The organism is Trinickia sp. HAY1-2D, from assembly GCF_056754935.1.
Genome location: NZ_JBPGWX010000002.1, coordinates 2690415 through 2713716, shown reverse-complemented (window position 1 = coordinate 2713716; position 23302 = coordinate 2690415). Strand labels below are relative to the sequence as shown.

Here is a 23302-nt window from a genome sequence, read left to right as displayed (position 1 = left end):
TGCGACGCCCGAGGGGAAAGCGTGGCGAATCCCGTGGCGGCTGATTTGGCCGCAACCTCACTTCTTCATCGTCGCGCCCGGGGCGCACCATGCGGCGAGATCCTCCTCGGCCCGGTCCACCGCGCAGCCCCAATCGAGCGCCTCGTCCTGATTGAAGCGCTTGCCCAACTGCCACGCGATCTCCGCCCGCGCAAGCTGCACGCCCATGTAGAACGCATGCCCCGCATCCGTACCGAAATCGAGTTCGGGATAAATCGCGAACGGGTCGGCACCGCGCCAATGGCCGGCGCGGTTATAAACATGCAGTCCGTCCTCGGCCACCTGCACCCGGAAGTTCGGATCGCGTACACCACGCGCGAACTCGTCGATTTCGGCCGCGCCATAAGGAAAAGGATGCTTTTCGTGAACCGTCGCCAGCTCGCCGCCCAGGCCCTTCGGCAACACCTGCGCCTCGCGCGCCGCATGCATGACCCGCCGCGCGACATCGGCTTCGCGCACCGCGCGCCGCGCGTGTCGGCTGACCGAGGTCGTCAGGATCGCCGATACATGCAGCTCGGCAGCCATGCCGAGCAACACCGCATTGATTCCGCTCGTATCGGCCTCCGTCAACTCGGTCACATTGCCGACGCCCATCATGATCGAGACATCGGGATAACGCTCGCGCAAGCCGACGTAACGCGCGATCGACGCGGCGAGTCCGAAAGGGATCGGATCGAGAATCGGATCCGCGAGGAACGCGCGCCCGCGAGCGCGCATCGCATCGATGGCCGCATCGAGCGATGTGGTATCGCCGGGTTCGCGCGCGACGAGAATGGGCGTCGACGCAACCTCATCGGCAACCCATAGCGTATCGACGTTCAAGCTCATCAGAAAATCGGCGCCCGCGCGCCCCCCGCGCAAGAGCTCCTCGGTACGCATCGAATCGACGCTGACGCGAAACCCTTGGCGTTTCAACGCAAGTACCGCCTCTTCCAGGTGAGGAAACGCGGTTTCGGGCAGGCAGCCGACATCGATCACATCGGCGCCTTGCGCTGCATACTCGCGTGCCCGAGCGACGATACCGTCGATGTCGAGCCGTGGCGCATCGACGATTTCCGCAAAGATTTCCGTGTCGTAGCGCGACAGGTCGACAGGCCGCGCCTCGCGTCCAAAAAATTGGGGCAGGTCTTTGACTTCTTCGGGACCGCGCTCCACCGGAATGCCATAGTGTTCCGACAGGGCCTGCAGATCGCCGCGGCAACGTCCCGGCACGATCACACGTGCGGCAGCGACAGGCGAGGCGAGTCGCCGCCGGATCATGTCGGCCGTCATGAGCGCGGCGACCTGTAGCCCGAGCTCGCGCACCTCCCAGGTGAAAGGCGCAGGGGCCATGCCGTCCAGCACGCGTCGCAAGCTGGGCTCGGCGAGGCGGCCCGTCAGGAAGAGGATGTGGTCCATGCGAGATCGAGCGCGGCGAGCCGGCCGTCGAGTGCCGTTCTCAATTCGTCGGGTGAAGTGACGAGCGTCGTGTACTCGAAGCGCTTCAAGCGCTCGACGTTTTCCAGCTCGATCGAACGCGGTCGCAGTTCGACCCATTCGTCAGGGCTTTGCGTGACGACAGTCGGCTCCGTATCGCACGCATAGACGATGCTCGAAATGCACTGTTTGCCGGCTTGCGCGTACATGTTGGTGGGTAGCGTGTCGGAGATGCCGAATGCGCATTTGGCGACGGTATTGCTCGTGGCCGGCGCGATGATCACCGTATGGTACATGCCGTGATAAAGCATGCCGACGGGCACGCCGCTCGCGCTGTTGTCGCGCAGCACACGAAAGTGTTCACGCAGGCGTTCGAGCGGCCAATCGTAAAGCGGCAGCACTTCCTCGGCAGCCCGCGACAGGAACAGATCGGTGCGCGGCAACTGCAGCGCAAGCGCGAGCGATTCTACGAGCATGTGGCCCGAGCCGGTCACGCACCACGCGAATCGGGCATCCGGTTTGAATTGAGTGAGGTGACGGACGCTCGTTTGGGTCATGCGTCGAGTGGAATCGGGGCGCCGTCGTGCGACAGGCGAATGTGAAGGCGGTGCATCTTGCGATAGAGCGTGTTGCGGCTGATGCCGAGCGCCTTCGCCACATTGCTGACGTTCCAGCGATGCTCGTCGAGCATCGAAAGCACCGTTTCGCGCTCCTTGATCTGGATCGCGTTGAGCGACGAGATATCGGCATCCTCGGCAAGATGGGGCAAGCCGGGTGCCTCGGGCGCACGCGAGGCCGGCGCCACGGGCGCAGCCGGCGGTACGCTCGCCGCCTGGCCTTGCAGAACCTCCGCCGGCAGATGTGCGCACTGGATCGCCTGACCGTCCGATAGCGCAATGGCCATTTGCAACACGTGACGCAATTGCCGGATATTGCCAGGCCAGCCGTAGCCGAGGAGCGCACGCTGTGCCTCGGCTGTCAGCTCTGGCGGGTCGTCGGTTTCGGATTCGAGCAGGTGATGGATCAGCGCCAGCTTGTCGGCCCGTTCGGCCAGCGACGGCAGGTTGATTTCGATGCCTTTGAGCCGATAGTAGAGGTCTTCGCGGAATTGGCCGCCTTGCACCAGCTCGAGCAGATTGCGGTGGCTCGCGCTGATCAGCTGGAATTCGACCTTCACCGTCGTTTCGGCACCGAGCGGCGTCACCTCGTGCTCTTCGATGACACGCAGCAAACGCGCCTGCAACGCGAGCGGCATATCGCCGATTTCATCGAGAAACAGCGTGCCGCCGTTGGCTTGCACGATCTTGCCTCGGCGCCCTTCGCGCTGCGCGCCGGTAAACGCGCCGGCACGATAGCCGAAAAGCTCGCTCTCGATCAGATTCTCGGGCAGCGACGCGCAGTTCACCGGCACGAAGGGCCCATTGGCGAGCGGGCTGATGCTATGGAGCGCTTGCGCAAAGACTTCCTTGCCGGTGCCGGTCTGCCCGCGCACGACAATCGGAATCTTGCGCTGGATCACGCGTGCGGCGAGCTGGATCTGCGAGGCCATGCGCGGGTCGCCGAATTCGAGATGCGATATCTTGTCCAGCCGGCTCGGCGCCGGGCCCGCATCCCGCACCGGACGGCGAGCGGCCGGTTCCGCCGAGACGATGCTCGTTGCGCGTGCGAGCGTCGTTTGAGGCGTTTGCGCGACGAGGAAAAAGCGATTCGTGCCGCTTGCGCTGTAGACGGTGATCGGATGAAACGAGCCGCGGATGCTGCGCGCGATCATATCTTCGAGCGACGCGTTGAACGCTTCGTCGATGCGCTTGCCGCGCAACTCGTCGAGCGAGCGGCAGCCCAGCTGAAACGCCGCGCTGCGATTGGCGGCGAGGACGGTGCCCTCGTCGTCGACGGCAAGCTTGCCTCCATGCAGCGTTCCGACGAATTCCGGCCGGCTGTGAAACTGAATCATGTTCACATGACGAAAACGCGCGCTCAGCAGCCGGTTTTCGATCATCTGGCGCGACATGCCGACCAGTACGAGCGAATGCTGCTGCAAGAGCTTGGAGCGGCTCGTCACATCGAGCACGCCGGCTATTTCGCCGCGATCGTCGAAGATCGGGGCGGCCGTGCAAGTGAGCGACGTATAGCGGGTATAGAAGTGTTCGTGCTGGCACACGGCGATACAGTCGCGCTCGGCAATGCAGGTGCCCATCCCGTTGGTGCCGGCCTCGCGCTCGCTCCAGAGGGCGCCGATTCTGAAGCCGTCGGCGGCGACAGCTTCGGCGAATGGGACCGAGGACACCTGATGCACGATGACGCCATCGGCGTCGACCAGTACGACGGCGAGCTCCGGATCCGCCAGTTGCTGATAGAGCGTCGTCATCTCGAGTTTGGCGCACGCGATCAAATCACCGACGGCCTCGCGGCGCGCCGCGAGTTCGTAATCGGTCAGCACCGGAGGCGTGACGAAGCGGCCCGGATCCAGCTTGAACTCGTTGACGCAGCGAGCCCACGATTGAGCGACGGGCTCGCTCATCGGCCGGGACGGCAGGTGGTGGTTGACGACATTCAGCACTTCACGAACGTGCGAGCTGCTGTCAGCGGGCAATGACATGGGGTTGTCTCCACGGCGCACACCTCGCGCGGCGTTTCCAGCCGCTTTCGTAAGTGCCGCTCTCATTAACGTTGTCCCCTTTGCGCCGCGGATTCTGATGCCCGGGTGCGCGACGGCTCATACGCTGGAATAAAGATTCCAGCACTCGAAAAACTTTACCCTCGATGGCGCGTGCGTTCAACAAGAAGTCGCATTATGTGGGTATCCCCTAGCGTGCTTCTTGCTTTACTGAGTGGATGCGGTTCTGGCGCCCACAATGGCGCGCCGTTGTCGCAAAGCCGGTACAGCTTGTTATGCGCGAGCGCTTGCTGTCCCCCTTTCGTCTAGTCATTTGCCGTCGCGCGGCGGAGCGCACCATGGATCGAATCGATGCCACCCGTTTGAGTTCCACCGCTTTGCCAGCAGGCCAGCAAGCCGGCATGCCGTCCGAACGGCAGGCGGCCCCCGCGCTTGATATCGTTTTCATCGAAGACTTCGTCGGCGAGACGGTGATTGGCATCGATACCAGCGAGTTGCACTTGCCACAAGCCGTACGCATGAATCTGACGATCGGCGTCCCCTCGCTGAAGGCCTGTGTGACCGATCGCATAGAAGACACGATCAATTACGCGGCCGTGCGCGCGGCGCTTCACGAACTGCTGGCGACGCACGGCGTAAAGCTGCTCGAGGCCTTGGCCGAGAAGGTGGCGCTGTGCCTGATTCGCGACTTCGGCGCGTATTGGGTCCGGGTGGCGATCGCCAAGCCGGCGAAGTTCGACGACGTAAAGGCCGTGGGAGTGGTCATCGAACGCCGACGCCCCGCCGAGGGCAACGCCGCGTTCACCTGGGCATCGCTCGGCGCCGGCCTGGTTCCGAGCCAGCCGAATTAGACGAACCGCCGACCCGGTGCCACCGCCGCCGACTGGCGCGCATCCATGCGGCCAGCCCGGTTGCGCGCGCCGCCTATTTCTTGGCCGTGAGCGGGCCCGTCAGACCGCAGGCCCGATAGGCGTTCGTCTTCAATGTCCGAAAAGACTTCGATTCGTCCTTGGCATGGTCGACCCGGAATTCGGCTCCGCCCTCTCCGCCGAGCGTGGCATAGCGGGCAAACGTCTGCTGGCCCACGAATTCATCGTAGGGTAGGACAGCCGCCATTTTGTCGATGACGCAGGAGCACTTGTAAACGTTGGCGAAATCGTGGCCGTTCTCGTCGAGGCAGGTCAGCACATATTCGACGCGACCTTGCGTGGGATAGTCGTAGCCTGTGCGAGCCGCGCCCGCGGCGGCCGGGGTGCCGTCACCGGCCGCCCATGCCTGGCCGGCGAACGCCGACGCAAGCGCGCCGCAGGCAAGCATCATGCGAGCACTGTTGAACATGTTGGTCGCCTCTGATTCGATCGTCCCGGGGTGGGGCAAGTCAACGATACGCCCATTCGCGTGTGGCGTCGACGACGCTGCCGCGCGCGGCCGAACGCCTCGCGCGGCAGGGTTGCTCAGCGTTTCAGCTCGGCGAGAACGGGTGATGGACCTTGCCCTTTTGCTCGACGACGGACGCCGCGCTCGGCGTGCCCGCCACGGCGCGCTGGATGGACTCGCGCGTCGCCTGATAGTTGTAGTCGTGGATTTTCTGGTCGTCGTTGGCTTCCCAGTGAATGAAGACCCCGACGCAGATGAAGATGTCGTCCGCTTCATCCTTCGGAATCGTGCCGTCTTCGACCGAATCGGCCACCGCCATCGCGACCGCGTGCTGAGCCGGCCCGAACATCTGCACGGCCTGCTTGGCGCCCTTGATCGTGACTTTATTGAACAACACCGTGTTCGGCTTCGTGGCGAGGTTCGGCGCGACGACGGCCAAAAGCGAGGTGAAACCGTCCTTGTTGTTCGTCAGTGCGGTGCAAAACGCGGTTTCGGCGGCGGAGCCGCGCGGCCCCATGATTAAGTCGATATGCGCGACCTCGTTGCCGTCCCCGACGAGCGATTCCCCTACCAGGACGCGATTAATCTTGGCCATGCTGTTCCTCCGATGGATGGACATCAACTTTCTGATTGGCGCCCTCAGGCGATACGTGCGGCGCGCCGTTCACGCGAGGGCGCATGCTGGGCGCGCGGTGGACTACCGATGCACGGTGGCTGTACCTAACAGGTTTCATGCCAGTCGCTGTGTGCGAGAACGGCGCAGGCACGACGAGCGGCTCAGGCGTGCGCGGCGGCGAGGGCGACGAACAGCGTCGCGACCGTCAGGTCCGCGCTCGTACCGGGGTTCAGTCCGCGCGCCTTCAGTTCGGCGTCCCACCCGGCCAGCACGGTCCCGGCCGCGAGCGGCGCGCGACTCGTCACGAGATCGCGCCACCGCGCATGCACCTCGCGCGCCGTGTCCGTGACACTCTGCGCCAGCGCAGCGCCGTGCTTGCGCATAATGTGCGAATCGGGCCAGCCGGCGAGGAACGAAAAAAAGGCTTCCAGCGTGGCGGTTTCGAGTTGTCCTTCGCGAACCAGCGGCGCAATTGCCGCGCAGCAGGCAAAGACGTCGGCGAAGCCGTCGGCATACTGGCGCGCAATGCTGTCGCGCGCGGCCGCGAGCGCCATCGCCGCGCGCAGCCCGACGGTCGGCGGCGCATGGACCGATTGCTCGGGTGCGTCGCCGAGCCCGCCCGGATTGGCGAGGGCGATGGCTCGAAACGCGGCGCGCGCATCGTCGATATCGAGTGTCTGAAGCACGTGCTCCGTGGCTGTGTGCCAATCGCGCGCGTTAGGCGGAGCATCGAAGCCGTCGAGCGCGGCCGCCAGCGGCGCGACGAGCAGCACGATACCCAGATTCGTATTGCAGTCGACGGCCGCGCGCGTAACGCGGACAGCTTCGATCAGGCGGGTGCCCACGGGCGCGCCGGGTGTGAAAAGCGGCGCGACCGCCGCGCGTGCGCTCGAGATGAACTGCGCGGCCACCATGCCGTGTCCTGCGCTTTGCTCGCTGACGTTGCCCGGTTTGGCGACCTCGATATCGAGCCGGCAGGCCGCCAAAAACGCATCGGGCGCGGCAAGGGGAGCCGTGCGGCGGGGCGCCTGTTCACGCATGGCGTTTGGGCAGGTCGATCACGCGCGAGCCATCGGCGGCCGCTGCGCCTTGTGTCAGGCCGAGCTTGCGTTCGAGCAGATCGTCGGCGAGCGCCCCGGCGATATCGACGGACGTGACCGATTGCAGCCCGCGCCAGGCCGCGACGCCATTGACTTCGAGTACGAGCGGGCGGTTCGGGTCGTCGGGATTCGGCATCAGATCGACGCCGCCGTAGTCGAGCCCCAGTGCCGCGCTTGCGCTTACCGCGGTCCTAACGAGTGCCTCGTCGAGCTCGGCCGGCTCGCAGCGGGCACCTTGCGCGAAGTTGTGAATCCAGCCGTTGCCGCCCACGCGGCGCATTGCCGCCACGGCGCGCGAACCGATCACGAGCACCCGCCAATCGAAACCGGGGCTGCCGCCTTCCACATACCGCTGAAGATAGGCGACGTGCCGATACGGCGCGAGCCGCGGCAACGTCGCACCCGCGGCCGACGTGCCGCTCGTCTTGCGCGCGGCCGACCGTAGGCCGCGCACGGGGCCGAGCCGCTGCAGTCCTTGCCCTTGCGAGCCGAACAACGGCTTGATGACGAGCGCGCGCCCCGCGGCGGTTTCCCGCATCAGCAGACGCTGCGCGAAAGCGGTCGACTCGCTCGCCCATGTCGGCGGTGTCGGCACGCCGTGGCGATGCAGCAAAAAGCTCGTCATCGATTTGTCGACGCTGCGCTCGATCGCGCGCGCATCGTTGTAGACGGGCACGCCCAACTCTCGCAGCGCGTGCAGGACGCCGAGCCGCAGCGTCACCTGTTCGAACGTGCCGCCCGCGATCCCGCGTACGAAGACCGCGTCGGGCAGGCCGTGTCCGAACCCCGGTATCGCGAGGCCGTGCGGCTGCCAGGTCGTATCGATGCGGCAATCGGCGAGATCGACGCAGCGTGCCTCGACGCCGCGCGCGCGGAAGGCTTTCTTGAGCCGGCCGGTGTGCCAACCCGTCTCGTCGGTCATGATCGCGATGCGCAGGCCCGTTGCCGCCGGCGTGCCGCGCATTGCGTGCAAGGAGGGATCGGGTGAGCTCATGTTCGATCCGGGAGGCTGTCATCGACCGCGCCGTTCCACTGTTGATGCAAGAGCGAAGCGTTGACCCCGCCCCCGTGCCAGGTCGCGCCGCTTTCCAGACTGCTGATCCACACTTCCGCCGGTGCGAACAGCGCGGGATCGATCTGATAAAAATCGTAGTTGAACGACGTGAATATCTCGGCGAACGGTCGCCCGTAATCGCGCGAGTTCGCACTGGGCAACTCGACGGCGAGCTTTTTCGCCGCAGCGTCGTGGCGCACCGTCAGATGCACGCGGCCGCCGTACAGAATGGCGTCGTTGGTGCGGCCCATGGCCTCGATGCCATCGGGCGAGGGGGGCGGCAGCGGCGCGCAGCCCGAGCCTTCCACGACTTCGTCGAGCGCCACGCCGAGCACATGTGTTTTGTGCAGCGCGACTTCGACGACACGGGCCACGACCTGCACGGTGCCGGCCAACGAGTGCGTCGGCGTGACGACGATCGTCAGCGCATCGGGAGCGAGGCCGCAGTCGCCGAGCACTTTGTCGATGATGATTTGCGGCGGCAGACGATCGACTTCGAGTACGAGCGCGCCACGCGTGTGCGCATCGCGGTAGCCGAGCTCGCCGAACAGAGGCTCCTTGCCCGCCAGCGCTCGTGCGGGACCGGAGCCGAGCGAGAAGAATTTCTTGCCGCCCGTCTGCTCTTTCGTGGCCGCGAGGCTCCAGCCCGCATACTGGCTGGCCAGGCAGGCCAGCACGGGCGACGACGTATGGACTTCGATCGACGTGGGCCAAAGCGGGGCCGCGTCGAAGCTGGCCCGCAGGCCGACCGTGCCGAGCCCGCCCATGCAGATGCGCGCGACGAGCAGCCCGGCCTCGATGCCGCCCGGCGCATGTACGCCCGCGTCGGCGAGCACGGTGCCGGCGTCGGTCCGCGTCAGCGCGACGCCAAGTTGTCCGGCGTTGTCGAGCAGCGCTGCGACATGGCGCTCGCTGAGCGCGTTGACGCTGAGGGGGGCTTCGCGCTCAGGCTTGGGATGCGGTGAGGACATGGTGGAACTCGCGGGAGGGTAGGTCGATTCGGTCGAGAACGCGTGCGTGCGCCTGGTCGAGCGCATGCATGACAGCCCGGCGCGTCGGCGCGCGGGCGACGACCGTGCAAAGCGGCTGCCCGGCTGCGATGTGCGTACCGGGCATGGGGATATCGCGGCAACCGGGGTCGGCGAGACAGGCATCGCTCAGTGCTTGCGATACGTCGAGTGCGTGGGGGGCGAACAAGACCTGCTGACCCGCGCACTGCCCGGCGGGGCCGGGCGGTACGGATGGCAGCCGTCCACGCATGCAGGCCGCGAGGTGGCACTCCAGCAACCCCAGGGGCCAGTATTGCCCCCAGACGGCTTCGTACAGCGACATCGTCGCCGACGGCCGCGCATTGATTTCGAGCAGCGAGAACCCATCGTCGTCGAGCAGAAAATCGCAGCTGTTGATGCCGACGAGGCCCGAGTGCCGACAGATTTCGCCGATGGCCTCGCGCAGCTGGGCGCCGAGACGAGGCGGCAATTCGATTGGCCCGATGGCGCCCGTATGCACGAACGGCAATCCGTCGATGAAGACGTTCAATTCGTCGGCAAATCCGAGCACCGAGGCCGTGCCGCGCGCGGCGACGAACAGCGCCGAGCAGGGTTTGCCTCGCGTCCTGCGCTGAAAGTAGCTGGCAGGCGACGCAACGGCGCCTGCTGCTCCGGCAGGGACGATATGTGTGCCGCCGCAGCCGTCGGCCCGTTTGACGAGCCAGTCGGCGGCGGACCCGTCATGGCGCTCGAACGAGACGGCCGGGTGCGGCACGCCGAGCGAGTCGAGCAGCGCGAAAAACCGCCGTGGCTCGCGCACTGCGCGGCGCGCCTCGGGACCGTTACCGATGAGCGCGGGCAGTCCCGCAAGCCCTGCGAGTTCGTCGATGAAAGGTTCGGTCCCGCTGCCCGCAATCCAGCCTGCCACGCGAGGCAGCCGGGCGATGCGGCGCAGCGCATCGACGAGGCGATCGCGATCGATCGCAAGCCCGTCGCCCGCGACGTCGAACCACAGCGCCGAGGCCGCGCGTGTATCGCGATCGCCGAAGATGTCGAGCGCGGCTGCCTGCAGCCCCGCGCGATGCGCGGACTGGGCGAGCATGCGTGCCGACAGCCCCGCGACCGCAATGAGCGGTGCGCTGCGTGAAGGCGGGAGCTGTGTCATGGGCGGCAAGGGCGCGGACGGCCTCGATGCGGGCATGGCCTGCCGGTCAACCGAGACCTGCGGCGACGGCGCGCGCTTCGTCGAAGGCTTGCGGAAAGCCCAGATAGACGGGCTTGCTGCTCGTGCGCATCTGAACGAACAGCCGGTGCTCGACCTGGTACTTGACGTTGCCGATCGCGAGCGCGCCGATGCCGACCGGGCCCGCATCGCCGGACGGCCCAATGGGCTTGCCGTCGTTCATGACGTTGACGCCGGCGATCCCTTCGGGCGGCACGGCGTTCACGTCGGCCGCGACGAGCAGACGCCTCGCATGCGCGAGGTCCGCGGCACTGGCCACCTGGATGCCTGCCGTCGCGCAGGCCATCAGGATCTCCGTATCGGCGAGCGCAGCGCGCAGATCGTCTTCGCCGGCGGTGCTGACGGCCGTCGTCGTAATGCCGAAGCGTTGGTTGACCTCATCGCTGACCTGCCTCGCGCGCGCGAGCGAGCCATGACTGGCGATGGTCACGTCCGCGCCCAGCGAGGCCGCCATCGCGGCCGCGACCCGGCCGACGGCGCCGGTACCGCCGAGGATCAACACGCGCTTGCCGCCGAGTTCCATACCATGCGCGCGCTTCATATGCCGCTCGACGAGCGCGACGAGCGCCGCCGCGGTCGTGTACGAGCCGCTCGGATCGGCGAACACCGAAACCTCGAACGGCGGCACCATGGCCTTGCGCGCAATTTCGAGCATATCCGCCGCGAGCATCACGTCGCGTCCGCCGATGAAAATGCCCGTACGCGACACGCCTTTCGGCCCCCGCGAAAAAATGGCGTCCTGCGTGAGGTTGGTGACCATGCTTGCGTCGACCCCGCAATACGGCACGATCACCTGGTAGCCGGCGTCGGCCGCCATGTTGACATCGAACGGGCTCATCTGCGGCGTGGCCGTGAGCATATGGAGGATGTAAGGCCTTTCAGTGGCTTCTGACATGGCAACAACTCGCAGGTCGTGTGGTTGGGGCGGCAGGGGATGCAGCGGCGCCAAATGCTCCGGGGCTCATGCGGCGTCGACGCGCGCGTCAAGCGCACCCGCAACGCGGATCACCGCGCCGCGATTGCGCGCGGCGCACACCGCGCATTCGATATGGGGCTTGTCGCGAACCGCGGCGCGCGCCGCGAGGAGCGCCGCGTCGGCCTCGAGCGCGCTTGGCAAAAAGGCAAACCCCGTCGGGCCCCACGAGGTCTGGCCGATGCCGGCGGGCCGCCCGGCCGCCGCCGCGCGCAACGCGGCTTCGACATCGGGGCTGGCGAATACGCCGCCTTGCACCGGCGCGAAGTACTCGCCGATGATCTGCTGCATTTCGGTGATGCCGTGCGCGAAGGCATCGAAATCGCCATCCGCTGCGCCGGGCAGAATCCGCATCAGCACGAGGTGGCAAAGGTGAGCCGCCAGCTGCTGCGGAAACGGCGCAAGCGCCGCAAGCCCCCGCCGTTCCGCTTCGCCAGAGAGGCCTTCGCGCGAGGTGTCCGTGACGAGCATGACGCGCCACGCATCGGGAAAAGGTTGGCGCGCGACGAGAGGCGGCACGCCCGTGCCACGGCGATCGCGCGGCGCGCCGCCGTCGAGCAGCAGGCCGCCCGAATCGAAACCGAGAATGCCGATGCCCGAGCGCCCGCCCCGGCCGAGCAAGCGGGCGAGCTCGGCGGTGGTGGTCGTGAGCCCCGTGAGCCGCGCGTAGGCCGTGCCGATCGTCAGCGCGAGCTGGGTGCCCGAGCCCAGGCCGCTATGCGCTCGCGGTGTGCGCAGGACGTTGAACGCGACGGGCGTCGGGCCGTATGCCGCATGCAGGCGTTCGAGACACCAGGCGATGCGCGCGCGTTCGCTGTCGGTCATCGTGCCGGCGATGGAATCCGTTTCAGCCAGACGCGCTTCGAGCTCGGTGCCGGCCGCGTCGATCACGAGCCCGAGACTGCCGAACACGCGACCGAGCGATCCGCTCGGATCGAGAAAGCCGAGATGAAGCCGGGCCGGGGCGTCGATGGTCACCGTGCTGGGCGCCGACGTGCGGCGAAAATGAAGCGGCATCGCGTGGTCCTCGTGTTGGCGTGGCGGTCCGGTGAAAGCGCCGGCTCGAGCCAGCGCCAATGCGCGAGACGTTGCCAAGCACGAGACGTACCATGCCCGATCGAGCGCGCTGACGCGCGGGGCGGCGGCACTGCCGCTTCCGGCGTGACAGCGCGTCATCCGCGGGCCGCTCAGCGGTTTGTGCCGGCCCAGACGCACACTGTCACGGATTGCGCGGCGCGCGCGTCAGGGGCATTCAGCTTTGCGACGCGTCTTTGGGTGCGTCGTATTTGATGTAGCGAAAGCGCTGGTCGTCGGATGGTGTGCCTTCGAGCGGCCCGCCTTCCCGGCCCGGTTGCCATTGCACGACCTCCTCGATCTTGCGCGCAAGCGCGAAGTCCTTGTCGGTGATGCCCTTCGCGGTGTGCGTCTTCAGCTTGACGATGACGAACGCATAGGAAACCGTGAGATCCGGGTGATGCCATGCGGCCTCGGCCAAGTGACCGATCGTCGTGACGACCATCAGCGTGCCTTTCCAGCTCTCGGTCTTGTACTTGCGCCGCAGCCACCCGTCTTCGAGATACCAGTGCTCGAGCGGACCGGCGAGACGTGCGCGGATCTCGTCGTCGGAATAGACGTGTTCGGATTGACTCATGGTCGTTGTCTCCATGCGGAAAAAGTCCGTTCGACCTCGACTATACAAAAAGCGCAGAAACGCTGGGGAAACACACCGGGAACTCAAGCGGCATAAAGCGCGAAAGCGGCCGTCGGCTAAAGGAAAACCCCCATCCCGCCGAAAGGCGAACGGCATTGCGCCGCGCCAGCAGTTGCGCTATCGCGGTTTTGACACAGTATGTCTCGCTCCGCGTGCAGCGTGCCGCACGAACCGTTGCGGCCGGGCGCCCCTGTATCCGTGCCGGGCGACGTTCGGCACCCATCTGCGCGCGTGTCCGGTTGCGGCCGAGGGCCATGCGATGGGCGTCGGGACGACCTCGGGGGCGTCGGCCGTGCGTGCTGTGACGCGCATCGGCATGGATTATGCGTTGGAGCGCGATACGCCATGAAGCCCGCCGCCGAAGCGGGACACAAGCGTTGGATCGTTACCCGCATTCGAGAGGGCGCGCCCGATGCGATGAGTAGCGTGGGTCATTCGTGAGTTGAACTGCAAGACAATTCTGGAGGAGACATGAACTTACGCACCACGGTTCTTGGGCTCGCGATTCTCGCATCGGCGGGCTTTACCACACTCGCAGCGAACGCGGATTCGGAGCTTGACTCGGCAATCAAGAACTCCGCGAACTGGGCTTCCCAGTCGGGCGGGTACGACAATCACCGTTACAGCACACTCAATCAAATCAACGCCGGCAACGTCAAGAACCTGCAGGTGGTATGGACGATGTCGACGGGCGTGTTGCGCGGCCATGAGGGCTCGCCGCTCGTGATCGGCGACACGATGTATATCCATACGCCGTTTCCGAACAACGTGACGGCGATCAGCCTCAAGGACCAAACGTTTATTTGGCAGTATCAGCCGAAGCAGGAAGATCAGGTCGTATCGGTGATGTGTTGCGACACCGTGAATCGCGGCCTGGCTTATGGCGACGGCAAGATCTTCCTCCAGCAGGCCGATACGACGCTCGTCGCGCTCAACGCGAAAACAGGCGATGTCGTCTGGACGGTGAAGAATGGCGATCCCAAGAAGGGCGAAACCAACACCAACGCGCCGCATGTCTTCGGCGACAAGGTGCTGACGGGCATCTCGGGCGGCGAGTTCGGCGTGCGCGGGCGCGTCATCGCGTACGACATCAAGACGGGCAAGCCGGCCTGGACGGCGTACAGCACGGGCCCCGACAACGAGATCCTGCTCGACCCCGACAAAACGATGACCTATACCGACGGCAAAATGATGCCCGTTGGCAAGGACTCTTCGCTCAAGACCTGGAAGGGCGATCAATGGAAGATCGGCGGCGGCACGACGTGGGGCTGGTATGCGTGGGATCCGAAGCTGAACCTCGTCTACTACGGCTCGGGCAACCCGGGCACCTGGAATCCGACGCAGCGACCGGGCGACAACAAGTGGTCGATGACCATCTTTGCGCGTGACCTGAACACCGGCATGGCGAAGTGGGTCTATCAGATGACTCCGCACGACGAGTGGGACTACGACGGCGTCAATGAAATGATTCTGTCGGACCTCATGATCAACGGCAAGAAGACGCCCGCGATCGTCCACTTCGACCGCAACGGTTTCGCCTATACGCTGAACCGCGAGACGGGCCAATTGCTGGTCGCGCAAAAGTACGACCCGGCCGTCAACTGGGCCGATCGTATCGACATGAAGAGCGGCTTGCCGATTCGTAACGCTGCCTATTCGACGCAGGCAGCGGGCCCCGATCACAACGTGAAGAACATCTGCCCGTCGGCGCTTGGCTCGAAGGACGAACAGCCGGCTTCCTTCGATCCGAAGACGAGCCTCTTCCTCGTACCGACGAACCACGTGTGCATGGACTATGAGCCGTTCGAAGTCGATTACACGGCCGGTCAGCCGTATGTCGGCGCGACGCTGTCGATGTATCCGGGGCCGAACGACCCGGGCGTGGGCGCCGGGAACGCCGGCAAGACGGTCGACAAGGCAATGGGCAACTTCATTGCATGGGATGCGTCCAAGGGCAAGATCGTCTGGTCCAAGCCCGAGAAGTTCTCCGTGTGGTCCGGTGCATTGGCCACGGCCGGCAATATCGTGTTCTACGGCACGCTCGAAGGCTATCTCAAGGCAGTGGACATCAAGACGGGCAAGGAGCTTTGGAAGTTCAAGACGCCCTCGGGCATCATCGGCAACGTCTTCACCTACCAGTACAACGGCAAGCAGTACGTCGGCGTCTACTCGGGTATCGGCGGATGGGCCGGCATTGGGCTCGCCGCGGGTCTGAAGAAGTCGACCGAGGGTCTCGGTGCGGTGGGCGGTTATCGCGAACTGGCCAAGTACACGGCGCTCGGCGGCACGCTGTTCGTGTTCGCCCTGCCCGGCGGCGAAAAGAGCTGAGCCCTAGTACCGTGTCGTAGCAGTAGGTTGTAGCGGTATACGCCGCGCGTCACCGATCGGCTTTTAGGAGCGGGCGACGGGCGCGCGGCGGTTTCAAGCATCGAGCAGTATCGACATTTTCACTCGCCCGCCACGACGGCACGCCAACGCAGCGTCCCGGGGCATCACTATATCGAAGGAGACGTTGTATGAAAGGCCGTACCATCTTGTTGTCGACGACACTCGCCGCCGCCGTTGTCGCATTGCCCGTCGTCTATGCCCAGAACCAGCCGGCGCAGGCGCAGCAGGTGGCGTATAAGGTCGTGGACGGCAACAAGGTCGACGAGAATACGCTGCAGGGCTGGAAGACATGGCGTGCGCTCGATTGTCAGCGTTGCCACGGGCCGCAGCAGCAAGGGCTCGTCGGACCCTCCCTCATCGACGCACTCAAGGTCATCGACAAGAACGAATTCAAGCGGACCGTCTTCGGCGGCCGTCTTGCCAAGGGCATGCCCGATTTCAGCGCGAGCAAGAGAATGCAGGACCATTGGCAGGACCTGTACGCTTATCTGAAAGGGCGCTCGGACGGGAAGATCAACCCCGGCGATCTGAGTGCCATCGACAGCAAGTAACGCTCGCGCCGTCACTTCCCGGAGACACCGGATGCGTCATAGCAAATCAATGTCCGTGCATATCGTACTGTCGGCCACCGCGCTGTGCTGCGCGGCGCTCGCGAGCGCCGCCGTGCGTGCGGACGGCCCCGCGCTGCCCAACAACGACGGCGCGGATGGCGTGCTCAGAGTCTGCGCCGATCCGCACAACATGCCGTTATCCAACGACAAGGGCGAGGGCTACGAGAACAAGATCGCCGCGGAGATGGCGCACGATTTCGGCTATAAGGTCGAGTACACCTATTTCCCGCAGCGCATGGGTTTTGTGCGGCATACGCTGCGCGAGAAAGTTGCCGACAGCGATCGCTTCAAATGCGATCTCATCATCGGTGTGCCGAAGGGGTACGAGCTGACGTCGACGACGCACCCGTATCTGCACTCGACTTATGCGATGGTGGTGCCGAACAAGCCTGAGTTCGCATCGGTTAAAACGCCGGACGATCTGCTCAAGCTGCCCGCCGACGAGCTGCACAAGCTGCGCTTCGGCATCTTCTCGCAAACGCCGGCAGTCGACTGGCTGCTCGCTCACGGCTTGATCGACCAGGCGATGTCCTATCAGGTTCAAAGCGGCGATCCGCAAGCGTACCCGGGCGAGATGATCGAGCACGATCTGGCATCGGGCAACATCGATGTTGCATTCGTCTGGGGCCCGATTGCCGGCTACTTCGCCAAGCAATCGGGTGACAAAGTGAGAATCGTGCCGTTTCCGCCGCAAAAGGGCATCCATTTCGACTACGAGATTTCGATGGGTGTCCGCTATGGCGAAAAGGCCTGGCACGACAAGGTCGATCAGTGGATTTCGGCGAATCAAGGCAAGATCGATCGAATTCTGTCGAGCTATAACGTGCCGCTGCTCGAGCGTGCGGAGGCGACGCAATCGTCCGGCGCGGGCGGCTCGCAATGAGGGCGCGTATGCATGCGGTCATCGCGCTCGCCTCTGCGGGGGGCATGGCGCTCGCGTGTGCCGGCGCCTTCGCGGCGGCGGAGGCGAGTGCGGTGGAGCCCCAGCCGTCGGCCGCGATTACCGCGGCCGAACATTTGATCTTCGAGATCGACCATCTGCACGAGGTGCCGGCCCAGACGGAACTCGACTATGCGATGGTGGCGGCCGGAGAAAAGGCCGAGCCTCCCGACGTCGTGCGCGTGCTCGTCGCGAGCAAGGGCAATGCGAAGGGCGATGCCAAAGTGTCCGATCGCGGCGGCGAGCACCCGTTGCCGACGAGCGGGCTGCCCTGCAATCCTGTCGTCATCTATTTCCTCGAACGCGATATCGCCGAGATGGAGGCGTTGACAGGCGGGCAGCGGCGTTATTTCCAAAAGCGGGTGCGTCTTGCGCTGGCCGAGGGACCGAAGATCGTATCGGCGACGGAGCATATCGGCGGCAAGACAGTCGCGGTGCGGCAGATCGTCATCCAGCCTTACTTGCACGATCCCAACGCGGAGCGCTTTGCACGCTACACCGGCAAACGCTATACGTTTGAACTCGCCGACGCACTGCCCGGACAGATTGCGCTGATCCGCACCGAGGTGCCGGGGCCGAACGACGATTTCGCTCACCCTGTGAAAACAGAAACGCTCAGCTTCCAGGCCGCGGTGAGCAAGCTGACGCCGCCCCGAAGCCCGGCTCCCGCCAAGCCCGGTGACGCTCCCCGCGCAAGCCGCTGACGCGGGTTGCGCGGGCGTTCGCGGTGCGAGCTCGCTCCGCGCCGCGGCGAGCGTTGCATTTCGACGAAGCAGTCAAACGTGAACTTCATTCGCTCGCTGACGCTGCGTCAGCTGCAAATCTTCATCGTCGCGAGCCGTCACGTGAGCTTCGCTCGAGCGGCCGAGGAACTGCATCTGACGCAGCCGGCGATCTCGATGCAGATTCGGCAGCTCGAAGACGCGATCGGGCTTGCGCTTTTCGAGCGCGTCGCGCGCCGGCTGACACTGACCGAAGCCGGCGAGCGTCTGACGCATCATGCGAGCCGTATCCTCGGCGAGATCAAGGATGCGGAAGACGCCATGATGTCGCTGCAACTGGCCGACAGCGGATCGATCGCGGTCGGCATCGTCAGCTCCGCGACCTACTTCGCGCCTAAGCTGCTCGCGCTCTATTCGCGACAGTATCCGAAGGTCGATGTGCATTTCTCGGTCGGCAACCGTGAATCGCTGTTGCGGATGCTGCAGGACAACGCCATCGATCTCGCGCTGATGGGCCGCCCGCCGGCCGAACTCGATACGACCGTCGAGCCACTCGCATTCCACCCGCAGGTCATGATCGCGCCCGTCGATCATCCGCTCGTCGCAGCCAGGCGGTTCGATTTGCAGGAGCTGCGCGGCGAGAAGTTCCTGCTGCGCGAGCCCGGTTCCGGCACGCGCATGGCGGCCGAGGAGATGTTTCGGCAGCACCTTTTTTCGCCGGCCAAGATCATCACGCTCGGCAGCAACGAAACGATCAAACAGGCCGTGATCGCGGGCATGGGCGTGAGCCTCATTTCGCTTCATACGTTGCAGCTGGAGCTGCGCTCGGGCGAACTCGCCTTGCTCGACGTGAACGGCACACCCATCGAGCGAACGTGGCAGATCGTGCATATGCGCACGAAGCAGCTTTCGCCGACTTGCGTGCTCTTCAGACGTTTCCTGCTCGAGCATGCGGCACCTTATCTCGAACGCGAATACGGCGCGTTTGTCGAGCGGCGACCGGTGCACGAAGCGAAATAGCGCTAGCGAGCGGCGCGTCTGGCGCATACGGCGTACGCCGCTGCGCTAGACTGTCGGCTTGTTTCAGTCATGGACCTCTGCGCGCTTCGTCATGGACAAGCCGGTATTGCCGCTCACGTACGAACAGATCGATCATTGGATCGCCTCGCTGCAACCCGAACTTGCCCGCGAGGGCTTCACGCATGCCGTCGGGATTTTGCGCGGCGGCGCTTGGCCTGCCACGCTCGTTTCTCATGCCACGGGCGCCGTCCCAGCCTTTTTGCGGTACGAACGAGCCACGCGGACCGCGGTATGGGATTCGTCGGTGCCGCTGCCGGCGCGCGGCAGCAAGGTACTGGTCTGCGAGGACATCGCCGGCGCAGGACACACGCTGGCCGATTGCGTGAGCTTCCTGCGCGAGCAGGGGCTCGTCGTCAAGACGCTGACCGTCGTCTTCGACGATCTGAGCCGTATGCGGCCCGATTACGGCATGGACTGTCGCGGCTATTTTGCGCTGCTGCCCTGGGAGCGGCATGCGTATACGGATCGTTACCGTGCACGCTGGCAGCACACACAGGCGGGCACCCTGGGGCCGATCGGCGAGGACCATGAATTTGCCGTCTATGCGATCGATCTCGATGGCGTGCTGCTTCCCGACGTCCCGCCGCATCGATACGATGCCGATCTGTTGGCGGCACTCGAAGAACGCGATGCACTATTGCCATTCGCGCATTTGCCGCAGATCGATTTCTCGCGGACGCAGGCCATCGTGACGGGCCGGCCTGAAATCGACCGGACGCGCACGGCGGATTGGCTCGCCCGCCACGGTTACGCCCATCTGCGTCTCGTCATGCGCGACCCGTCGAGACATGGCGAACATCCCGAACAGGTTGCCGCGTACAAGGCCGAAGCGGCGCTCGAATTGGCCTGCACGCACTTCATCGAAAGCGACCCGGTGCAGGCGATATTCATCGCGCAGCATGCGCCGCTTCTTCGCGTGATCTGGTGGGACGCGGCGCGGCGCGCGGCGAAGCTCATCGCCACGCAAGCGTGGCGGGGCGCAGACGCCCTGACGCCCTGAGCGGCTTCGCCCCGGGTGGCTCGTGCCGCCCCGTAGTGCGCTCAGGCGAGGCCGAGCTCCCGCGCCGTGGCGTGGATTGCGTGCCGGGCCTTCGAGACGAGCTCGTCGATCTCACTGCGCGAGATGACGAGCGGAGGCGAGAGCAGCATGCGGTCGCCCGAAGCCCGCATGATGAGATTGCTGCCGAAGCTCAGATCCCGGCACAGCGCGCCCGTTTCGCCGCCCTGCACGAAGCGCCGGCGAGCGGCTGGATCCTCGGCCAGCTGCAATCCTGCGACGAGGCCGGCGCCGGCAATCTCACCGACGATCGGATGGCCGGCGAACGCTTCGCGTAGGCACGCCTGGAAATAGGGCCCCGTATCGGTTTTCACGCGCGTGACGATTTGTTCGTCGCGTAAAAGCTCGAGGTTGGCTAGCGCCACAGCGGCAGCAACGGGATGGCCGGAATAGGTGAGCCCGTGATTGAACTCGCCGTTCTCGATGATCGGTTCGGCGATGCGCTCGGTCAACGCCACCGCGCCCATAGGGACATAACCGCTCGTGAGCCCTTTGGCGAGTGTCATCAGATCGGGCTCGAAGCCGAAGTGCTGATGCGCGAACCACTCGCCGGTGCGGCCGAACCCGCCGATGACCTCGTCGGCCACGAGCAGCACGTCGTATTTTCGGCAGATCCGCTGGATCTCGGGCCAGTAGCTCGACGGTGGAAAAATGACGCCGCCCGCGCCTTGGAACGGTTCGCCGATGAAGGCCGCGACGTTTTCCGCACCAAGCTCGAGGATCTTCGCTTCGAGCTGCCGCGCACGCGCGAGGCCGAACGCCTCGGGTGGGGTGTCGGCTTGCGCCTCGCCGAAGTAGTAGGGCTGATCGATATGGACGATGTGCTCGACTTTCGACGGCATCTGCTCGTGCATGTAATCCATCCCGCCGAGCGTCGCGCCGGCAACCGTCGAGCCGTGATAGCTGTTTCTGCGCGAGATGACGTATTTCTTGCTCGGACGGCCTAGGGTCGCCCAATAGCGGTAGACCGTGCGCAGGACCGTATCGTTGCCTTCCGAACCGCTATTGCAATAGAAGAAGTGCGTGAAGGGCGGCGGCGTCAATTCGGCGAGCAGGGCCGAAAGTTCGATGACGGGGGGATGCGTCGTCTTGAAGAAGGTGTTGTAGTACGGCAGCTCCCGCATCTGCCGATACGCGGCCTCGGCCAATTCGCGCCGCCCGTAGCCGACGTTCACACACCAGAGGCCCGCCATGCCGTCGATGATGCGGTTGCCGTCCGAATCCCAGAGATAAACGCCCTGCGCCTTCACGATGACTCGGCTGCCCAGGCGGTTGAGCGTGCCCATGTCCGAGAACGGATGAAGGTGATGCGCGGCATCGAGCTCGCGGTATTCGGCGGTGCTGCGTGCCGGCGGGTGAGCCTGTTTCGCTTGCAGGTCGATGTCCGCGGATCGTTGTAATTCGTCATTCATAGCGCCTCCGTTGCGCTCAGACATGCAGCAGCAGATGTTTGCGCTCCCAGGAACTGATGACCCTGAAAAACGCGTCGTATTCGGTTTCCTTCAGTGCGAGATAGGCTTTCACGAACGGCTCCCCGAGGATTTCCGCGAGCGGCTCGCAGGCACCCATCAGCGTGAGCCCGTCTTCGAGATTGCGCGGGAGTTGATAAGGCATCCGATAGCCGTCGCTCGAGAGCGGCTCGGTCGGCGTAAGGTTTTGCGTCATGCCGAGATAGCCCGCGGCCAATGTCGCCGCGATGGCGAGATAGGGGTTGCAATCGACGCCCGGGATGCGGTTTTCGATGCGGCGCGCCGCGGGTCGGGAGTGCGGGATGCGAAAGCCGACCGTTCGGTTGTCATAGCCCCAATGCACATTGATGGGCGCGGCCATGAAGCGCGACAGACGCCGGTACGAATTGATATACGGCGCGAAGATCGGCATCAGCGCCGGCGTGTATTTCTGCAGACCGGCCAGATAGCTGTAGAAGAACGGGGCCGGCTCGCCTTCGCGGGTCGTGAACAGATTGTCCCCGCTCGCTTCGTCGATGATGCTTTGGTGCACATGCATGGCCGAGCCCGGCTCGCCTTCCATCGGTTTGGCCATGAACGTCGCATACATCTGGTGTCGCAAGGCCGTCTCGCGCACCGTTCGCTTGAACAGAAAGACGCGATCCGCGAGATTCAGCGGATCGCCATGCAAAAAATTGATTTCCATCTGCGCCGCGCCGACTTCATGAATCAGCGTATCGATCTCGAGCTCCTGGACATCGCAATATTCGTAGATGTCCTCGAACAGCGGATCGAACTCGTTGACGGCGTCGATCGAGTAGGCTTGCCGGCCCGTCTCCGCGCGGCCCGTGCGGCCGATGGGCGGGCGAAGCGGCAAGTCCGGGTCCTTGTTCATGTCGACGAGATAGAACTCGAGCTCCGGTGCGACGACGGGCTTCCAGCCTTTTGCCGCATAGCGCTCGAGCACGCGGCGCAGCACGCGCCGCGGCGAGATCTCGACGGGCGTGCCGTCGAAGTGAACGCAGTCGTGAATGACCTGGGCCGTTGGATCGACGGCCCAGGGGATGATGCGGATCGTCGACGGGTCGGGGACGCAGACCATGTCCGGGTCCGTGACGCCGGTGAGGGCGCTGCCGGCGGGATAGTCGCCCGTCACCGTCTGGATCATGACGGCCTGCGGCAGCCGCATCGCTTCGCCGGACTCGAACTTGCTGCGCGGGATGATCTTGCCGCGCGCGACGCCCGCCATGTCCGGGATGATCGCTTCGATTTCGGTGATGTGATGCTTTTTCAGGAATTCGTCGATGTCATGCATGATCGTTCTCTCGTTGTGTTGCGGGCAATCCCCGCCCGCCGAAAAAGCGCGGCTCGCCCGGTATCGCGATGAACGGCGACCATAGCAGCCCGGTACGCTGTTGACGCAGCAATCGATAAAAAGCGGACTGTCGTCAGCGCGCGGCGCCGCGCGTCATCAAAAGCCAGGTGTTTCTCGCCGCGTCGCGGGCGCGCGTGGGCCCGACGCGGTTCGCATATGACGCGATCGTGCGCGGGGCGAGCGACGCCATGCCGTGCGCGCGAAAAGCACGCCGGCAGATGACATGGATGAACGGAAGGTGAGGGACGCTACGGCAGCAGCGAAGCGACTTCGTCGGTGTGCACGGCGATGGATGCGCGTGAAGCGGTAGCGTTGTGACGTCGAACGGAACGGCTGGACAAGACCGTGAAGACGGACAGGAAGCGGCGAAACGCAAGCTTGCCGCAGCGGCCGTCGGCAGGGGCGCGATCAGCGCGAAGACACCTCGCGGGCTGACGACGTTCCCACCTGACCAAAGGGCCTCGGACTCTCACGATGACACCCGACTTGGCAACAGTGAAGAGGATGATGCCTTCGTTTCGCCGAGGATCGAAACACCCGACGAAA

22 protein-coding genes are annotated in these 23302 nt (G+C 64.9%); 7 read left to right on the top strand and 15 right to left on the bottom strand.

The window, feature by feature from the left end; translation table 11 throughout:
- Positions 1-57 precede the first annotated feature (57 nt).
- The 3 genes from ACR9ZC_RS19770 to ACR9ZC_RS19760 are packed head-to-tail and all read right to left on the bottom strand — an operon-like array spanning position 58 to position 4054.
- Positions 58-1437, bottom strand: coding sequence for a DUF6513 domain-containing protein (locus ACR9ZC_RS19770; RefSeq protein WP_481581599.1), 1380 nt, complete (start codon positions 1435-1437; stop codon positions 58-60).
- Positions 1416-2012: a flavoprotein gene (locus ACR9ZC_RS19765; RefSeq protein ID WP_481581598.1), complete on the bottom strand. Its 597-nt coding sequence runs from the start codon at positions 2010-2012 to the stop codon at positions 1416-1418. The genes ACR9ZC_RS19770 and ACR9ZC_RS19765 overlap by 22 nt, the downstream gene beginning before the upstream one ends.
- Positions 2009-4054 (bottom strand): sigma-54-dependent Fis family transcriptional regulator, encoded by a 2046-nt coding sequence (locus tag ACR9ZC_RS19760; RefSeq protein ID WP_481581597.1) that lies wholly within the window; start codon positions 4052-4054, stop codon positions 2009-2011. The genes ACR9ZC_RS19765 and ACR9ZC_RS19760 overlap by 4 nt, the downstream gene beginning before the upstream one ends.
- Positions 4055-4410: 356 nt before the next feature.
- Here ACR9ZC_RS19760 and ACR9ZC_RS19755 point away from each other — a divergent pair, with 356 nt between their 5' ends.
- On the top strand, positions 4411-4923 hold the full coding sequence (locus ACR9ZC_RS19755) for a dihydroneopterin aldolase (RefSeq protein ID WP_481581596.1): 513 nt from the start codon (positions 4411-4413) through the stop codon (positions 4921-4923).
- Between the two features lie 73 nt (positions 4924-4996).
- On the opposite strand, the gene ACR9ZC_RS19750 is transcribed toward ACR9ZC_RS19755, so the two are convergent.
- The 9 genes from ACR9ZC_RS19750 to ACR9ZC_RS19710 form a co-directional block, all read right to left on the bottom strand.
- Positions 4997-5410: a hypothetical protein gene (locus tag ACR9ZC_RS19750; RefSeq protein ID WP_481581595.1), complete on the bottom strand. Its 414-nt coding sequence runs from the start codon at positions 5408-5410 to the stop codon at positions 4997-4999.
- Positions 5411-5534: 124 nt separating this feature from the next.
- On the bottom strand, positions 5535-6044 hold the full coding sequence (fae, locus tag ACR9ZC_RS19745; protein WP_481581594.1) for a formaldehyde-activating enzyme: 510 nt from the start codon (positions 6042-6044) through the stop codon (positions 5535-5537).
- Positions 6045-6226: 182 nt separating this feature from the next.
- On the bottom strand, positions 6227-7105 hold the full coding sequence (locus ACR9ZC_RS19740; protein WP_481581593.1) for a triphosphoribosyl-dephospho-CoA synthase: 879 nt from the start codon (positions 7103-7105) through the stop codon (positions 6227-6229).
- Positions 7098-8159, bottom strand: a complete 1062-nt coding sequence (locus tag ACR9ZC_RS19735; protein WP_481581592.1) for an ATP-grasp domain-containing protein — start codon at positions 8157-8159, stop codon at positions 7098-7100. Before ACR9ZC_RS19735 ends, ACR9ZC_RS19740 begins: the two co-directional genes overlap by 8 nt.
- Positions 8156-9190 (bottom strand): methenyltetrahydromethanopterin cyclohydrolase, encoded by a 1035-nt coding sequence (gene mch / locus ACR9ZC_RS19730; protein WP_481581591.1) that lies wholly within the window; start codon positions 9188-9190, stop codon positions 8156-8158. The genes ACR9ZC_RS19735 and mch overlap by 4 nt, the downstream gene beginning before the upstream one ends.
- Entirely contained in the window at positions 9165-10373 is a 1209-nt protein-coding gene (locus ACR9ZC_RS19725; RefSeq protein ID WP_481581590.1) for an ATP-grasp domain-containing protein, read from the bottom strand. The genes mch and ACR9ZC_RS19725 overlap by 26 nt, the downstream gene beginning before the upstream one ends.
- 46 nt (positions 10374-10419) lie before the next feature.
- Entirely contained in the window at positions 10420-11346 is a 927-nt protein-coding gene (locus tag ACR9ZC_RS19720) for an NAD(P)-dependent methylenetetrahydromethanopterin dehydrogenase (RefSeq protein ID WP_481581589.1), read from the bottom strand.
- 66 nt (positions 11347-11412) lie between these two features.
- The gene (locus ACR9ZC_RS19715) at positions 11413-12441 is read right to left on the bottom strand and encodes a beta-ribofuranosylaminobenzene 5'-phosphate synthase family protein (protein ID WP_481581588.1); all 1029 of its coding nucleotides are present in this window, start codon (positions 12439-12441) and stop codon (positions 11413-11415) included.
- A 235-nt stretch (positions 12442-12676) separates the two neighbouring features.
- Positions 12677-13075 carry a 4a-hydroxytetrahydrobiopterin dehydratase gene (locus ACR9ZC_RS19710; protein WP_481581587.1) on the bottom strand — a complete coding sequence of 133 codons (399 nt, stop codon included), beginning with the start codon at positions 13073-13075 and terminating at the stop codon, positions 12677-12679.
- Between the two features lie 531 nt (positions 13076-13606).
- Here ACR9ZC_RS19710 and ACR9ZC_RS19705 point away from each other — a divergent pair.
- The 6 genes from ACR9ZC_RS19705 (at position 13607) to ACR9ZC_RS19680 (ending at position 19876) form a co-directional block, all read left to right on the top strand.
- A complete protein-coding gene (locus ACR9ZC_RS19705; RefSeq protein ID WP_481581586.1) occupies positions 13607-15463 on the top strand; it encodes a methanol/ethanol family PQQ-dependent dehydrogenase in 1857 nt (618 codons plus the stop codon).
- Positions 15464-15651: 188 nt separating this feature from the next.
- Positions 15652-16074: a c-type cytochrome gene (locus ACR9ZC_RS19700; protein ID WP_331565931.1), complete on the top strand. Its 423-nt coding sequence runs from the start codon at positions 15652-15654 to the stop codon at positions 16072-16074.
- Between the two features lie 31 nt (positions 16075-16105).
- Positions 16106-17017 carry a substrate-binding domain-containing protein gene (locus tag ACR9ZC_RS19695; protein WP_481581585.1) on the top strand — a complete coding sequence of 304 codons (912 nt, stop codon included), beginning with the start codon at positions 16106-16108 and terminating at the stop codon, positions 17015-17017.
- 8 nt (positions 17018-17025) lie between these two features.
- Complete coding sequence (locus ACR9ZC_RS19690; protein WP_481581584.1) at positions 17026-17778, top strand: hypothetical protein; 753 nt, start codon at positions 17026-17028, stop codon at positions 17776-17778.
- A gap of 78 nt (positions 17779-17856) precedes the next feature.
- A complete protein-coding gene (locus tag ACR9ZC_RS19685; RefSeq protein WP_331565925.1) occupies positions 17857-18816 on the top strand; it encodes a LysR family transcriptional regulator in 960 nt (319 codons plus the stop codon).
- A gap of 91 nt (positions 18817-18907) precedes the next feature.
- Positions 18908-19876, top strand: coding sequence for a phosphoribosyltransferase (locus tag ACR9ZC_RS19680; RefSeq protein WP_481581583.1), 969 nt, complete (start codon positions 18908-18910; stop codon positions 19874-19876).
- Between the two features lie 41 nt (positions 19877-19917).
- Here the strand turns inward: ACR9ZC_RS19680 and ACR9ZC_RS19675 are convergent, their stop codons facing one another.
- The 3 genes from ACR9ZC_RS19675 to ACR9ZC_RS19665 form a co-directional block, all read right to left on the bottom strand.
- Complete coding sequence (locus ACR9ZC_RS19675) at positions 19918-21345, bottom strand: aspartate aminotransferase family protein (RefSeq protein WP_481581582.1); 1428 nt, start codon at positions 21343-21345, stop codon at positions 19918-19920.
- Positions 21346-21361: 16 nt separating this feature from the next.
- Positions 21362-22696, bottom strand: a complete 1335-nt coding sequence (locus ACR9ZC_RS19670) for a glutamine synthetase family protein (protein WP_331565919.1) — start codon at positions 22694-22696, stop codon at positions 21362-21364.
- Positions 22697-23004: 308 nt separating this feature from the next.
- Positions 23005-23229: a hypothetical protein gene (locus ACR9ZC_RS19665; RefSeq protein ID WP_481581581.1), complete on the bottom strand. Its 225-nt coding sequence runs from the start codon at positions 23227-23229 to the stop codon at positions 23005-23007.
- Positions 23230-23302 lie beyond the last annotated feature (73 nt).